The organism is Vibrio sp. 10N.286.52.C3 (genome assembly GCF_041468865.1).
GTDB classification, from domain to species: Bacteria; Pseudomonadota; Gammaproteobacteria; order Enterobacterales; family Vibrionaceae; genus Vibrio; species Vibrio crassostreae_C.
In genome coordinates, this window is the sequence record NZ_JBFRJM010000043.1 from 1 (window position 1) to 16,252 (window position 16,252).

Genomic DNA, 16,252 nt, shown 5'->3' on the forward strand with positions numbered 1-16,252 from the left:
CCTGTTAACAGGTCGGCATCGGTGAAGATTAACGTGCCATCTTCCTCGATTTCAAACGTTTTATCTTCAGGAACAGGCGCGTCATTAATCGGGCGTACCGTTAAATCAATTGCGCTGCTAATCGTTTCTTGGCCGTCACTGATGTCGAAAGTAAGGTCAAGTTCACCATTAAAATCAGCTGAAGGAACAACGGTGAAAGTACCATCACCATTGTCTTGAACTGTTGCATCATCACCAACTTGAACGTTAGAAGCAACAAGCTCGTCCCCATCTACATCACTTGCGTATTCGAGTAATTGTTCTTGAGTGAATGTTATGGAGCCATCTTCATCCATGATGTAAGCCAGATCTTGTTCAGCTTCTGGCGCATCATTTTCACTTTCCACTTTGATTTTAAACGTTTCGCTTACCGTTTCAGAATCAAAGTCATCCTCTACTTCGCTAATGGTCTCTTCGTCAGAAGCTTGAACATCAACTGCAAACGTCTCTTCTACTGTTTGTGAATCTAGCTCATCACCAACTTGTTGGTCACCCGACTCTGAAGATGTCGCACTCGGCGCTGCTGAAGTACGCGCAGCTTGGCCTTGTTCTTCATTACCTTCAGCGTCTACACCACCTGTCGCAGCCTCTGCGATATCACCACCTACAGCTTGTGCGCCCGCTCCAGCACCGCCACCACTGCCAGCAGCGTTATCCGAGCCAGCTTCAGAAGCGGCTCCACCAACTACATTGGATTGTGCAGCGTCTGAATCTCCATCACTTTCTGGCGTCTCTTCTTGCACAGCCGCACCAGAAACAGAGGCATCTTCAGCATTACCTGCACCACTCGGATTTTCGTCTAAAGCCTGGTTAACTTCGTCTGCCGCATCCGCATTTTCAGCACCCGTCGCTATTGTCGACGCAATCGTGTTTTGTTGATTTTGTTGATTCTGCTGTTGGGAGGGCGTACCCGCGTCGTTCGTGTCCGTTTGTTCTACCGCGTCATTTAGATCTTCATTTTGATTGTTTTGGTTATTTTCGCCTGCCATTACAGCCTCCGTTGCTACTAGCTAACTGATCGTATTTATAGAGGCATTAAAGGACATCATTTTGAAAAACCAATTTTTTATACAACATTTTTCATAATTTCTTTTTAAAGAGAAAGAATCAAAAAAAATTTGAAAACTGCCTTTAAAGATCCTTAGTTATTGTGATTAAAGCAATTAAGGCAGTGGAGCGATGATAGACATGACGAATTTGTTGCGCTCGGTCGACAACAACCACAAAGGGCTGCAATTGCTATTAGGCGACTTTTACAATGACTTTTCTGACGCAGCCCTAAATATAGAAGCGCTTCATAACGGTAATCATTTTGATGAACTCAATAGTTACTCAAAACGATTGAAGACCATCTTAACGTTGCTTTGCGACCAAGACCTTCCGCCAAAAATGGCCAAATTGGAACACTTGAGTAGACACGAGTTTCCTGCGCCGGAAGATCTAATAGAGGATGTAAAAACTGAATTGCACAACGTCAATCGACAAATCAACCACTTGTTGGATATTAAGGAAGTAATAGATGGCAAGTAACCGAGGTCAGTCATGAGCAATAACCAAATAGAACATCACCTCAGAAAAGCACTCGTTTCCAATAACGAGCCTTCTAAGGTCACAGCTGATGACACTATTGTGCTTGCTAGTGCCATGACCAGCGTTCACAAAACGTTGCTCATTATATTCTTGCTCGCTTTGGTCGCTATTGCGGTGGCGTCACAAGCACGTATCGATATTGTTGTTTCTGTACGTGGCGAACTGCTATTGGAATCGGATGTTGAGAAAGTTCAGCATTTAGAAGGCGGGATATTAGAAGAATTATTAGTCAGAAAAGGGGAAGTCGTTTATGAGGGCCAACCTATCGCTCGAATACGCTCACTTGACCGTAACACTCAACTTGATACCGTCAATACTGAAATTATTCAGATAGAGCTCGATAAGATTCGTTATGAAAGCTTACGCGACATGATAGAGCCTAACTTCGACGCTTTCATTGAGAAATACCCTGAGCAAGTTCAGGTCAACATGAATACCTGGAGACAAGAATTCTCTAAAAACCGTTCAAATGAAGAACTCATTACACACGATATTAAGCACAAGAACTCGTTGATCAGTTCAATGTTAAAGCGTCGCAAAAGTTCAGAGAATCAACTCTCTCTGATACGTAAGCAGCTCAACATCAAAAACACCCTCTATAAAGAAGAGATGGCGTCTTATGTCGACGTTCTTAACATGAAAGTACAAGAGTCGAATATGGTGCGTGAGATTGAGAACCTTGACGAATCTGTGATGAATGAGCGTTTCCAACTCGACAAACTGGAAAAGCAACACCGTGACTTGGTTGAGAATCGAAACTCTGAGTACCAAGCACAAATCATTCAAGCGAACAAAGACCTCAAGCTAAAGCGAATCTTACAACCGCAGCATTCCGACAAGGTTGATCGCCTAGTCGTCTACTCGCCAGTCGATGGTGTGGTCGATAAACTTCACTTCAATTTCCGTTCTGCTGTGATTCCGCCAGGAGAAAGTATCGCCGATATTGCCCCAATAAATAATTCGTTACACGGTGAAGCGAAGATCCCACGTAAAGACATGGGATTTGTCGAAATTGGTCAGGCAGTGAAAGTAAAAATGGATACCTATAACTTTGCAAAATACGGGTTTGTTGAGGGAACCATCGCCTCAATCAGCCGTTCATCATACGAAGAAGAAGACGCTGAATTCTATTTAGCTGAGATTGAAATTGACCGAAACTTTCTTGAACGAGGAGGCACTCAATACAAGTTATCACCTTACATGGAGTTTACCGCTGATGTGAAAACAGGCTCGCGTCGCGTGATCGAATACGCTGCGAAACCGGTGATGTCAGCCATCGAGGATGCTTTCGATGAGAGATAATCAATGAGCGGTAAACCTTCGTACAATATTTCCATACCCGCCCTACGTCTAAGCATACTATTTAGCGTGGTATTGGCTGCGCTCGCTTTCTATTTATACTGTTCTTGGTCAAAAATAGATTCAGTCGCACAAGTGCAAAGCGCCCCACTGCTCATACAAGCCCAGAAGCTTAATCAGACCATAGAACAAGATATTCAAACTCTGCAACAGTGTTTAAGTACCAACACTTGCGGCACTAACCAATTCAACCTGGTTAACTTGAAGCTTGAAATTGATGAATTTCGCTCTTTAGCCTCGTTGAACAAAACCGAGTTCAGCTTGGTTGGGGCAACTGAATACACACAACTGGAATTGGCGATTAATCGTTTCTCCGATAGCGCAAAAACACGTAACGACGTATTAGGCTTGTACCTTTCATTGACCAATAACTATCTGCAGATGGACGACAACTATCGCACCATGTTTAACAACCATGCGAATGACTTGATGTCTGAGAAGAACGAGTTCTTTATCTGGTTGTTTATGGTGGTCGTGATATTGGCTGTGATTACGATTCTATCCAACTCAGTTGCTATGTTGAAGCTAAAGAAATCCAGTTCTAACGAACGCGAAATCGACTATGAATTCGATGCCCTGTATCAAGAGCTGAAGCAGCTAGATTTACAACGTCTTGAAGAGCTTCTTAATGAAGTTAGCATCAACCCCAAGCAGCGTCAGATTTACTCTCATCTCAAACTTATTTTCAGTAAATTAGAAGACCAAAAGCGCAATAACGATCTCTACAAACAGTTGTATGCGCTGATCGGTTATGAGATTCGCGGAATTACAAACACCATCAACGGTGGCGTCCAATATCTGGTTCAAGAAACCGATGAAAACGGCGTGTTGATGGCGAACGATATTACCTCTGCGTGTAGCACACTATCTGAGTTAGCAGAAAACTATAATCGCTTGATATCACAGGGTACGGAAAGCAAGTCGAAAGAGTTCTCTTTACTGAGTGTGTTATCTGAATTAATGATTCATATCAGTGCCAAAGTACAACGTAATGAAAGCCAACTTGACTGTTTTATCTCTGACAACTTACCCAATCGTGTAGAAGGTCAATCCACCAGCTTGTTCTGGATATTGTTCCTGCAGCTTTCCAATGCCATTCAACTCAAATCAAATAAGAAACTGTTTGTAACGATTGAATCGGGTGCGGCTTCAGACATGGAAAATACCCGTGTCACCATCAACCTCAACTTCTTATCAACACTGGATGTTTCTGTTGCCAAGCTCAACAAACTCCATTGGAGCGCACACAAAGACCATACAGCCAGCACAGATGACTTAGCGAAAAGCGTTCTGAAGGATTACGGATATTACGAGAGCCACTGGTTCCAGTCAGGGGCTCAGGAACGTTTTCAGATCGAGCTTGATCTTAAGGCTAAGAACTTCCACACAGAGAAAACTCGCTTTGATGGCAAGCGTTTACTCTTGTGTGCTAATACTCAAGTTCGCATCGATGTGATGAAGAAAATGCTCAGTAACTTGGGGCTTGATATCACCGAGATTCGCACTGCAAATGAGCTTTTCTCAGCAGCGAAAACGTTCGGTGATTACGATGCGATTATGCTCACCGATACCTTTGAACCCAACAAACTGCCCTCACTAAGTAAGACTGTGAAATCTCAGCTTAAGAACCACCCAAATACCAAGTTACTGTTGTCAGTGACCAACACTCAGCAAGCACAAGAGTGTCATAGCTTCGTCGACAAAATCATCAACGCCCCTGCTATCCCTTATGAGTTCATTCCAAACCTACTCACCATTATGGAAGCGGAAGCATCGGAAGAACAGATGGAGAACAGCTCATTCCTGATCGTAGAGGATGACCGAGTTCAGCAGATTTTACTGAAACGAATCTTGACCAAGCAAGAATACGAACCCGACATGGTTGGCGATGGCGCCGATGCTGTGAAGCACTTCATGAATAAGCGCTCTGACATCATCTTCATGGATTGCATCATGCCGGGGATGGGCGGCATCGAAGCAACAAAACGTATTCGCCAATTCGAACAACAAAACGAGAAAAACCCTTGTACCATCATAGGTGCAACCGCATTGACCAGCAGTAACGAACACCAGGCTTGTATTGAGGCCGGAATGGATTACGTGATCAGCAAACCTTATAAAAGCGACCAAATCATCAAGGTGATCAACAAGTATGTGGCGGTACAAAAACTTAACTAGCAGCATCATGGCTGCGCTTGTATTAAGCACGACACCTTCAGCATCGGCGACTACCCTGCTTGAAGCGGTAGAGCTCGGCCTGCAAAACAGCCTGTCTCTTCGCGCTAGTGATAAGGGCGTGGAAGAAAACGAGTACAACATTGGTATCAGTCGCTCTAAGTTTCTGCCTTCACTCAATGGTGCTGCCGATACCACATGGAACGAGAATGAAACCTTGCTATCGAGCGTACCCGATGAAACCTCTAGCTATAACTCAAACAGCTACAGCCTTTCGTTATCGCAATCCATATTCAACCTTGGTGACATTTTCAAATATGGGACAGCAAAGCTCGACTTCAATATCGAAGAGATTAAACACGAGAACAAAATCCAAAGCACCATCTCTGAAATTGGCTCACAGTACTTTGAGTATTTGAAAAACAACGCACAGATAAAAGCGACTAAGGTCGAACTTAAATCGTCTGAGACGCGTGAACATCAGATGCGACGCAATGTGGAGCTCGGCAATACAGCCGCTAGTGAGCTGTACGAAGTAATAGCTCAGAAAGAAGGTGTGTCGAACCGATTAAGAACCTTGCAGAAAGATCGTCGCGTCATTCTCAACGGGCTCTCTATTCAAATTCAATACCCTATTACTCCGTCGCAAGACATATACGAAAGCGTGCCTTTAAAAGAGATCAACGAAACAGAACAACGCACGATCATGGATCAGGCGTTAAAGCTGAATAACGATTTATTGGTAGCAAAGAAAACCGTAGAGAGAAGCCGCAGAAGCTTAAAAGAGAGCGGTTCGAACTTCTTACCGACCGTATCGCTTTCAGCCAGCTATCGACACGATGACGCCAATAACTTCGACAAAACCGACATTACAGCGACAGGCGAAAGTAACTCAACCAGTGTTGGGTTAAACCTAGCAGTTCCTATCTTGTCTGGTGGCTCTGATTACTACGGCTATCAAAAATCATCGACGGCCATCGAACGTACTGAGCTGCTTTACCAAGATTCGCTTTACACCACACGTAACAGTGTGAATACCTCCGTGCTCAACATTAACGATTTCTCGCAGTCTATAAGCAGTTACGAAAACATCATTCGCGCCAACTACGCGTCTTATAAAGGGATCCAAAGAGCCTACCAATTGGGCACGCGTACTATCACCGACTTGCTGGCGGCGGAAAGTAAACTATTCAGCGCCTTAAGAGACTACGAAAGCGCACGATACGACTACATCATCGAGACCATCAAGCTTGAGCAAATTAAGGGAATACTCTCAATTCAATCTATCGAAAGCGTGATGCAATTAATGAGCGATATTGAGGGACGAGACAATCAAGATTTGGTGCCTAAACATCTTCTCTCAACGGAGTCGTTGAGGAAAGGAGGTCGCAATGCAAACTGAGCAGTTTTCGCAAAAGATCAACATGGCAGATAAGTGTTATCTGACTTTCTCAACGATAATATCGACCCTGTTTGGTTTGGTACTGCCCTTCTCCATTCTGATCATTTTTGACCGAGTGTTACCCAACCAAGCACAAGATACTCTGTTCTTATTGTTCGCGATTATCTTGATTTCTATCTTCCTCGACTATCACTTAAAAAATCAGGAAGAGAAGATTTCCTCTGTCATCATGAGGCAGTTTGAGACCAACTTAACCAATAAGGTATTTCAATCCATCTGTTTGGCGGAAATCTCTAAGTTCCGACGTTTGGAGCCAGGCGAATACCTAGAACGAATCTCAACCATTCCTGAATTGAAAACCTTCTTTGGTGGCGAATCGGTTCGAGCGCTTATCAACCTTGCTGTTAGCGTGATTACTATACTTATCATCGGTCTCATCAACATATGGGCAGGTATCACCCTTCTAATTGCCTCGGCTGTCTTAGCGATTTTCGCTTGGAGTCTTTCCAAACAGAAAATTGGTAGCTTGCAGAATAAGTCAGACATCGAAGGGTTAACTACCTCCAAAATCATTGAGATCATCTCTAGCCCGCTTGATATTAAAGCGCGAAACATGGAGTACCGCGTTGAAAGCCTGATGACACAAATGGTCGAAGAGCGTGAAGTGGAGAACATCAAATATGAGCAAATCGAGTCGAACTTTGGCTTGATTTTGGCGCTCATCCAACAGCTATCCATTGCTTGCGTTGTTGTGGTCTTGGCGACTGCCGTAATCAATATGGAATCGAGTCAAGGCATCATGGCCGCGATCATCATGCTAACCAACCGTTACTTTGCGCCATATCAACAGGTAATGAGAACCGCGAGCCGCTGGGAGTTAAACAAACTCCATATTCAGCGTATCGTTGACCTCCTTGAATTGGCCGCCTCTGTTGAACACCAACATGAAACAACAGAAGTAGAACGTATCTCGGTTAAGTATTCTGAAAAGCAGCGTATCGAGTTCGAACTCGGACAAGCCTATTTGCTGACAGGGAAAAGTGGTTCAGGTAAGACCCACCTCGCTAACTGTATTACGCGTCAGAACAGTGATAGCAAACTAGATATCATGATTAACGACACGCCTTTGGATGACGTCAATTACAACGTTTGGCGTAACAGTGTTCTGATGGTTGATAAGACCAGTTCGTTCGTAGAAGGGACGATTATCGATAACCTCACCTGTTTCCGCCCAAGCTTGAATAACACGGCGTTTGCACTGTGTGAAACCATGAACATCAAAGCTCAAATTGATGGGCTTCCTGCCGGTTTTTATACAGAACTCAAAGGCCATATGCGTAACCCATTCTCACGCCAAGTTGGCTATGCTCTGTTATTAGTCCGTGCCCTGCTCGCCAGTAAGCGCGTATTGATATTTGATGACATCGACTGTGTGTTTGATGAGGAATTTGCACGAATGGTTCTCACCAGTACGGCTTATCGAGCCAACGACAAAATCTTGATCATCGCCAGTAATAAAATGGACAAACTCAACCACCGCCTCAAACGCGTAAAACTTACCGGAGGTGACCAATGAGTATCTTAGTCGACTTCAATAATGTACCGCAACGTGTCTTGGATTTTGAATCCAGCGGATACGACGAACGTTACAGTCAATCGCCACTTATCCGCGGTTTGGCCTACACCTTGATAGCACTCGAATGGGAAGGCACACCTGCGATACTCAGCGATGCTTTTATTCCGAAACACAAAGACAGCGACAGCTTTACAGCAACCATAGAGCGTCTTGGGTATCGCTGTGATGTGACCAAATTAAAGACACTCGAGAATATAGATAAACACCCTCAGCCATGCTTTATTGAAATAGAGAATCTAAGTGCGATTTTCTTAGGCACCAAAGATGGAAAGTTGCTGCTGTTTGATTACACGAACAACAACACCATTGAATACCCAATGTGCAAAAAGCCCTGTTTGCTGATTGCGATTAGCGAATATTCTCGTCTGTTCCGCGAGCCACCTCCGGAATCGCAAGACAGAAGCAATTGGATTAAATACGCTTTCTATCGTTATAACAATGAACTTAAAAGCCTGATCATTCTCAGCTTCGTCATCAGTATTCTCGGTGCATTGCAGCCATTCTTTATTATGAGTGTATATAACTTCGCACTGACTTCGAGCTCCGAAGCCACACTCTATTGGTTAACCTTATTCGCCATTATTGTTGGCTTCTCGGAGTATTTCTTTAAAAAGATGCGGGTAAATATCATTGCCACGTCCGGTAAAGATCTCGCCGTGCACATCTCGCAAGCCGTTATATCTAAGCTGCTGTGGCTACCTTATGCGATGACATCTACAGCTGGGGTCTCTTCTCAGTTAGCGCGTTTGAAAGATATCGATACCTTCCGACGCTTGGTGACCGCAGAATCAACGCTTAGCTATTTTGATATGCCGTTTGTGATTGTATTTATCATCGCCATTGCTCTGATGTCTGGTACAGCGGCATTAGTGGTGATGGGTGGTTTAATCCTGATGTTAGTGTTCTGTATTTACTCTCGCTATATCTACTCGCAAGCCACATCCAAAAGTTCGCGCGCCAATGCGATGGTCTCGTATCAATGGAATGAAATTCTTCGTGGTATCAAGACTATCCAAGGCCTGCCTTTACTTCGTGTCGTTCAATCTCGATTCAGCGCATCGCATATGCAAAGCACCAGCGATGCAGAGAACGTTGCCGTAACGAACAGTAAGATTCAGGCCGCTGGTGGCAGTTTGATTCAAGTGATTGGTACAGCAAGTATCGTGACCGCGGTAATCGGCGTGATGGAAGGTACTTCTGATGCGGGTGCCATGCTCGCAACCGTTATTTTGGTTTGGAAAGCGTTAGGCCCAATCATGGGTATCTATAACTCAATTTCCAAGTTCCAATCGATCAAGGCTTCATCAGCACAGATAAACAACCTGATGTCGATGAATGACGACAAATTGACCTTAGAAAAAAGCCCACCTATTCGCCTGTTCCAAGGAAGCATTGTGGGCAGCGGTGTCAGTCACCGATATGCAGGAGCGGCGACCGGCTTAACCAACCTTGGTTTCAAAGTGCCACCCAGTGCCAAAGTGGTCATTTGTGGCCCTACGGGCTGCGGTAAAACCACCTTAATTTCAATCATTGCTGGGTTAGAAGACCGCTATCAAGGCGCTGTATCTGTCGATGGTTACAACATTAAACAGTTCAATAGCTACCGTTATCGCACCTCGATTAACTACATCCCTTTTAATTTGCATATTTTTGAAGGCTCACTCGAGACCAACTTCATTCTACACAACGGGCTGATTCCAACAGACAAGATGCAAGAGATGGTGAGCTTCTTCGAGTTAGATGAATGGCTTCCGGAAGGCTTAGCTACTCAGTTAAGCGTGGATAAATGCAAAAGTCTCCCGAATGGAATTCAACAAAAATTGCGTCTGGCACTCGGCTTAGGTAACTGTGAGCAATCTCTGATTATTATTGATGAGCCATTCAATGGTGCAGAAAATGAAAATGCGCAGTACTTTAACCGTTTGTTCAGCGATAAGTTGCTGAATAAAACAGTCATTTTTTCGACCAACGACCCTGGTTTGATCGCAACATCAAACATGAGTTTAGTGTTAGAGCCGGATGGAAATTTGAAATATTTTGGCTTAACAGACAAATACTTAAACAGCTTAAGCTAAAACCTCAACGCTTAATCACAATTCGCTATTTAGGGAAATGGATATAATTGACAAATTCATAAGCGAGAGGGATGATTCGCCCCAATACCACAGGTAACAAGGAAGAATATGTACACATTCGTTGCAGACAAGCTTGATGTAGCTTACTTATCCGCAATTCCTGAAAACCACCAACTTCAGGAGTGCGATGTACCTGAAGAAGAGATGGAGCTTCGAGAGATCGTTGAGGTTTGGTATGAGTCTGCCTTCCTACCCGCTTTCAATCTTCAGAAAATAGACATTGAGAACAAAGCAGAGCTCACCATCGTACAAATGCACGTATTCAGCAATGATACGAGCACACTCGCCTTCCTACTAAAAAACAGAGTGTATCGCGCCGCACTTAACAGAATGCTCGGTATTTGGACATTAGAACCCTCTGCAAAAACCGTATTAGAGCAACTTCTTTTCGAATTAAGCCTCGATAACAATCGTCCTCATTAGTAAGCTTTTTAAGTGATTCATCAATAAGCATAAAATTAAACAAACTGCCAAACGCTATAAATTACTAATAAAAGAACGCATTTCAAAATAAGCTCTGGAATCACAAGAACTTATACCTCTCCCACACTTACGTAAAATTTACCGTTTCAAAGTTTCCATATCGGCATTTTTATTCTACTGTTTTTATATAACGACAGTTGGATGGATCCTTATATGGCGATTACGGTTTGGAATAACCTTTCAGTCAAACATAAACTCTTTGGCTTAGTTCTACTTCCCATTTCATTATTACTCTTCCTAGCAGGTAGACAGGCTTATATATTAACGACTCAGTTAACCGATTTTGAACGAACCAATCAGTTATCTGTCTATCTTCAAGATATTTCTATTTTGTATAGAAGTACCTTAGCCTCTAGCCCTGAAGAGTTTGCTACTCAAAGCAACCAAGTAAATGCAGAACTTAAAAACCTGTCTCCCATCATTTTTTTAGACGCATCTGATGAAATGAATCAACTTGTTGCCGATTTCAGCGAAGCGACCTTATCGACGATGCAAGTGACTGACACTTACGATAAATTGGATGCCCTCGAATGGCAGAGCGATTTATACAAGCAACTGTTACTTGAAGTAGAGAAAGTCCCTTTTGAAAACACTAAACGTGAAATTCAACAGCACCTCACTGCCCTTCAACAACTTGAGTGGTTGATGTTTTGGTCGAACGAAGAGTTCAAGCTTGGTAGTTCACTGATTGAGATCTTCCAAATCAGCCAAGAGTACGACCCAGAACTCGCCGAACAGATCAAAACCTTGAGTGAAAGACAGCAATTGTTCTTAGAGCGCTTTGTTTCATTGAACGCCAACGAACATCAAGTTTCTTTGATGGTTGAAGTGTTTCGAAATGATGTGTTTGCTCAAAGCCAAGAGATAAGAAGCGCGCTACTCGACCTAAATACAATCAGCCAACTGACGCCACAAGAAGTGTCTGTCGGCTTAGAAGCGATGAGCGCACGGCTCAACTTATTACAAAGCCTTGGCGGCGTAATCAAGCAAGAGTTTCAACAAGAAGTTGAGCAAGCCATCTATGACGCGCAAATACAACGAACCCTGTTTATTTCAATCGTCGCTTTGCTGGCTGCGATTGTTATGGGTTTAACTCTTAGCTTGGCGAGACAAGTCACTAACAACCTTAATTTGGTGTTAGCTTTCTTAAAAAGCGAAAATGATGACACGCGCCCTTCTTTAGATAAATTAATCCAAGGTAAAGATGAACTCAGTCTGTTTGCTCAGCAAGTTGAACGATTGACCATCGAACGAGAGCTCGCGAAAGAGAGATTGACGGTAGCAAAAGAAGACGCAGAGAGAGCCAAAGAGGATGCCGAACACGCGAAAGACCACGCAATACAAGCCAGCAAAGCAAAAAGTAGCTTCTTGGCCAACATGTCTCATGAAATTCGCACCCCGCTCAATGGTGTTATTGGTATTTCGGAAATCCTCGCAGATACGCCGCTCACACCCACACAGCGTGATTATGTGGATACGATTGAAACTTCATCCCAACTGCTACTTAGCTTAATCAACGATATCTTAGACTTCTCTAAAATTGAGTCTGGCATGCTATTAATCAGCCCGCATTCTGCATCGATTAGAGAGTCGATATACGACATCGCCTCTATTGTGGCACCAAAAGCGAAAGAACAAAAAATATCGGTTAACGTTGATATCAGCCCAGACACACCAGCTCGCGTGATGATCGACGATCACCGCTTAAGACAAATCCTAATGAACTTTATGTCGAATGCAGTGAAGTTTACGGCAGAAGGTGGCGTCACATTATCAATCCAAACGCTCGAACAATCTGACGATAATGTCACCATTCGATTTGCCGTTCGCGACACAGGTATTGGTATCGATTCAAAGCAACAAAAACAAATATTTGAACCCTTCGCTCAAGAGGATGATTCAACAACCAGACAATTCGGTGGTACCGGTCTTGGCCTAGCCATCAGTACACAGTTGGTAGAGCTGATGGGTGGTCAAATTCAACTCGACTCCGTCAAAGGTGAAGGAAGCTGTTTCTACTTCGACTTGGTATTACCTGTTGACTTGATACTGCCAAAACCAAGTACAGCAACGGCTGATATTTATGTGCTGGGTAACGAAAACATGCTCTCCGAGCGAATCGAGTCCGACCTTAACCTTTATGGTTTGAAGGTTACCGATAAAACGAATGATATAACGGCAATTACAGAGCAGCTCTCCACTCAAAAACACACTAAACCTATTACTGTTGTTTTCGCCGAAGATGACGCATTCCTAGCTAATACCCACGCAGATAACTTAGAAAAGCTGCACCAAAACGGCATCACTATCTGTTTGATACGCTCCTTCTTAAGTGAGCCAGCGGATCTTGGTGACAGCGTTACTGCACAAGTCGCACAGCCCCTACTCGGCTTGCGTTTAATTAAAGCTATTGAGCTTTGTGATACACGAGGTTTGGCGGAACTATCAGAAGCAAGCCAGACATCAGTCGAGATCCAACACAAAATCCTCATCGTTGAAGACAACAAGATCAACCAAAAAATTGCTGGTCTTCATGTCGGTAAAAGTGGTTTTGAATTCGAGTTCGCTAATAATGGTCAAGAAGCTGTGGACATGTTCACCGCTAATCCTCATTACGCGGTGATACTCATGGACTGCATGATGCCGGTTATGAATGGCTTTGATGCAACAAGCAACATCCGAAGAATTGAAAAAGAAACAGAAGCGACGCGACGCATCCCTATCATTGCATTGACCGCCAGTGTCATCGATGACGATATTCAGAGGTGTTTCGACGTTGGTATGGATGACTATGTACCAAAACCATTCAAGTTCGAAATGCTTAAAGAGAAAGTACTCACCGCGGTAGAAGCTATGCCACTACCAGCTTCCTATAAAGCTCAACCTAAGAAACAACCTGCAACTGTCACTCCAATTATCAACGGGGCTGCGACCAAACGTACTTTGCCTGAAGAAGCGGAACAAAACGCAATTCCGAGCAAATCAGAGAGAATCTTGCTAGTCGAAGACAACCGCGTCAATCAAAAAGTAGCTTCTATCATGCTGAAGAAGGCCGGATATGCCTTTGAAATTGCAGACAACGGACAAATTGCCGTTGATATGTACCAGAACGACAGTAGCTTCGACATTATTTTGATGGATTGCATGATGCCTGTTATGGACGGTTTCACGGCAACCAAGGAGATTCGAGAACACGAGAAAAACCAAGGCTTAAGCAAAACTCCTATTATCGCGTTAACCGCTAGTGTTATCGATGATGATATTCAAAAGTGCTTTGATTCCGGAATGGATGGATACGTAGCGAAGCCCGTAAGAAAAGAAAAGCTATTCCATCAAATAGAAAGTGCGACTTGTTAGGAGATACCTCATGGATTGGATTAGAACAATAAAAACACTTCCCCGCAGAGTCATGTTGCCAGTCGCGGTAGGGATATTAGGAAGCTTGCTTTTTCTAAGCCCTGCTCACGCCGCTGAAGATTATGCCATATTTTCTTTAGACTCCGGATTTGAAGAGATATCAATAAACAAAGCGCGAAAGCTCTATAGAGGGAAAACTAAGCACCTCAATGGCAAACGTGTTGAACTGTCTGATTGGCCTGAGAACAGTGCCGAAAGAGAGGACTTTTATCAGCTTTTGCTTGGAAAAAATGCCGCTCAAATGAATGCACACTGGGCTGGTTTATCTTTTTCAGGAAAAGCGCGTTATCCAAGAGAAATCAAAACGGCGTCAACCGACAGCTTAGTCGACTGGCTTGATGACAAACCAAACCGTATTGGTTACTCCCCACTCTCTTCGGTTCCTCAAAATGCCAACGTTCTCTACGTTATAAGTTCGGAGAAATAATATGAAAAAAATAATTACGTCAATGCTATGTGCTTCGATTGCCTCTCCGGCTTTTGCGAACATCGAACTTACCGATAATTTATCCCTGAGTGGCTTTGGCTCAACGTCTTGGGCAACATCGGATAACGATAATCCACTCATCATCAACCACGGTTTTACTGATGAGAGCTGTTACGACTGTGATACCACATTTGGTGTTCAACTCGATTACTTCTACAACTCATTCAAAGCTTCCGTGCAAGTTGTCAAGCCACCCCAATATGATTGGAGTGAACCGCAGCTAGAGTGGGCTTACTTAGGCTATGAATTTAATGACTTTGATGTAAGTATTGGACGCTTGAGGCTGCCACTGTTCCTTGCCTCTGAGTACTACTATGTAGGCCAAGCCTATATGACTGCGAGGCCACCTACAGAGGTGTATAACAGCGTTCTCGGAATCACAGCTTTCAATGGCATAAAAGTGAGCTGGACTCATGATGTAAGCGATGAAGCTACCCTACTACTCTCTCCATTTTTCGGTATTAAAGATAACAATGAAGTCGACTTCAATTCGACAACTGAACTTGAATTTGAAACAAATCGAATGTTTGGTGCCAATCTACAATTGAGTGGAGAAGATTATCGTTGGAATTTGTCATTCCTCGATTCCAATTTTGACCAAACCGTAAAGATTAAAAACATCGGTTCACTTCCAACAGCAGACAACCAACGCATCCAACTTTGGTCGTTAGGTGCTGAGTACGAATTCGGCCAAGCTGTACTTGCCAGTGAAGGGCAAATCAGTGACATCTCGTCCTCGATGTACGCTAGTTTGGGCTACAGAATAGATTTATTCACTCCATACGTCGTTTACGGAGCAGAGTTTGATTCTCACGAACACCTAACAGGAAACAGCTACCTAATTGGTGTGGATTACGATGTGTTACCTAACGTCTCCATCAATGGCGAAGTGCAATATTTTGAGGCTCGTAAAGCAAACGGTGCCTTTGTTGAGAATTTCAACGCACTTACTGGTTTTGATGACAAAGATGCCGTCCTTTATACGATCATGTTGAGTTTCGTCTTCTAACCCAAATCCTTTTCCAATTACGCCAGACGAAACTGGCGAAGAGTTTATGGTAAGTGCAACGAATCCATATGTAAGCAGCACTGGGTATTCGTTACTCAAGCAAGGAGGTAATGCAGTCGATGCAATGGTGGCGATGCAGATGACAATGTCGGTGGTTGAACCGGATATGACTGGGATTGGCGGCGGTACTTTTGCGCTGTTTTACCAAAAAGACAAAGACCAAGATTGATCGCACCAAACCTTATGACCCAACGGGTTTGCTCGTCGAAAAGAAAACCTACGCCGAAATGTTAGTACCAGAGTTCATGCAGCTCGGTTATCCGGTGCATGTCATTCCAGTCGTCAGTGGCTTGAATGCCATTGAAGTCAAAGATGGCAAGATCTATGGCGCGACCGACAGACGCCGTGCATCAAGCTCTATGGGTGAATAATAAAACGAAATGGGCAAGTAACAGGCTTGCCCTTATTTTGTCTTTAGTTGCTTGAACCTCGTCTAAGCAGCAGGGCGGGATCGCACTTT

Annotated in this window: 12 protein-coding genes and 1 pseudogene; 12 read left to right on the top strand and 1 reads right to left on the bottom strand. The window is 43.7% G+C overall.

Annotation, left to right across the window (positions count from 1 at the left end):
- Positions 1-1,028 (bottom strand): cadherin-like domain-containing protein (locus tag AB4138_RS15630; RefSeq protein ID WP_372306684.1); only part of this gene is annotated, 1,028 nt, incomplete at its 3' end.
- Between the two features lie 190 nt (positions 1,029-1,218).
- On the opposite strand from AB4138_RS15630, the gene AB4138_RS15635 reads away from it, so the two are divergent.
- The 12 genes and pseudogenes from AB4138_RS15635 to AB4138_RS15690 form a co-directional block, all read left to right on the top strand.
- Positions 1,219-1,569 carry a hypothetical protein gene (locus AB4138_RS15635; RefSeq protein ID WP_017060458.1) on the top strand — a complete coding sequence of 117 codons (351 nt, stop codon included), beginning with the start codon at positions 1,219-1,221 and terminating at the stop codon, positions 1,567-1,569.
- Positions 1,570-1,581: 12 nt separating this feature from the next.
- Positions 1,582-2,931, top strand: a complete 1,350-nt coding sequence (locus tag AB4138_RS15640; protein WP_017064677.1) for an HlyD family type I secretion periplasmic adaptor subunit — start codon at positions 1,582-1,584, stop codon at positions 2,929-2,931.
- Between the two features lie 3 nt (positions 2,932-2,934).
- Positions 2,935-5,166: a response regulator gene (locus AB4138_RS15645; RefSeq protein ID WP_029236454.1), complete on the top strand. Its 2,232-nt coding sequence runs from the start codon at positions 2,935-2,937 to the stop codon at positions 5,164-5,166.
- Positions 5,141-6,565, top strand: coding sequence for a TolC family protein (locus tag AB4138_RS15650; protein ID WP_017060461.1), 1,425 nt, complete (start codon positions 5,141-5,143; stop codon positions 6,563-6,565). The genes AB4138_RS15645 and AB4138_RS15650 overlap by 26 nt, the downstream gene beginning before the upstream one ends.
- Positions 6,555-8,141 carry an ABC transporter transmembrane domain-containing protein gene (locus AB4138_RS15655; protein WP_372133318.1) on the top strand — a complete coding sequence of 529 codons (1,587 nt, stop codon included), beginning with the start codon at positions 6,555-6,557 and terminating at the stop codon, positions 8,139-8,141. Before AB4138_RS15650 ends, AB4138_RS15655 begins: the two co-directional genes overlap by 11 nt.
- Positions 8,138-10,276: an ATP-binding cassette domain-containing protein gene (locus AB4138_RS15660; RefSeq protein ID WP_372122740.1), complete on the top strand. Its 2,139-nt coding sequence runs from the start codon at positions 8,138-8,140 to the stop codon at positions 10,274-10,276. The genes AB4138_RS15655 and AB4138_RS15660 overlap by 4 nt, the downstream gene beginning before the upstream one ends.
- Before the next feature lie 108 nt (positions 10,277-10,384).
- Positions 10,385-10,759 carry a hypothetical protein gene (locus AB4138_RS15665; protein WP_017060464.1) on the top strand — a complete coding sequence of 125 codons (375 nt, stop codon included), beginning with the start codon at positions 10,385-10,387 and terminating at the stop codon, positions 10,757-10,759.
- Between the two features lie 213 nt (positions 10,760-10,972).
- On the top strand, positions 10,973-14,176 hold the full coding sequence (locus AB4138_RS15670) for a response regulator (RefSeq protein ID WP_372306688.1): 3,204 nt from the start codon (positions 10,973-10,975) through the stop codon (positions 14,174-14,176).
- Between the two features lie 10 nt (positions 14,177-14,186).
- Entirely contained in the window at positions 14,187-14,663 is a 477-nt protein-coding gene (locus AB4138_RS15675) for a hypothetical protein (protein ID WP_372306690.1), read from the top strand.
- A 1-nt stretch (position 14,664) separates the two neighbouring features.
- A complete protein-coding gene (locus AB4138_RS15680; protein WP_372306693.1) occupies positions 14,665-15,732 on the top strand; it encodes a sulfate ABC transporter permease in 1,068 nt (355 codons plus the stop codon).
- Positions 15,733-15,877: 145 nt separating this feature from the next.
- A complete protein-coding gene (locus tag AB4138_RS15685; protein WP_371726260.1) occupies positions 15,878-15,961 on the top strand; it encodes a hypothetical protein in 84 nt (27 codons plus the stop codon).
- Positions 15,951-16,163: pseudogene (locus AB4138_RS15690) on the top strand (gamma-glutamyltransferase); the annotation flags it as partial. The gene AB4138_RS15685 and the pseudogene AB4138_RS15690, both read left to right, overlap by 11 nt.
- Positions 16,164-16,252: the final 89 nt, after the last annotated feature.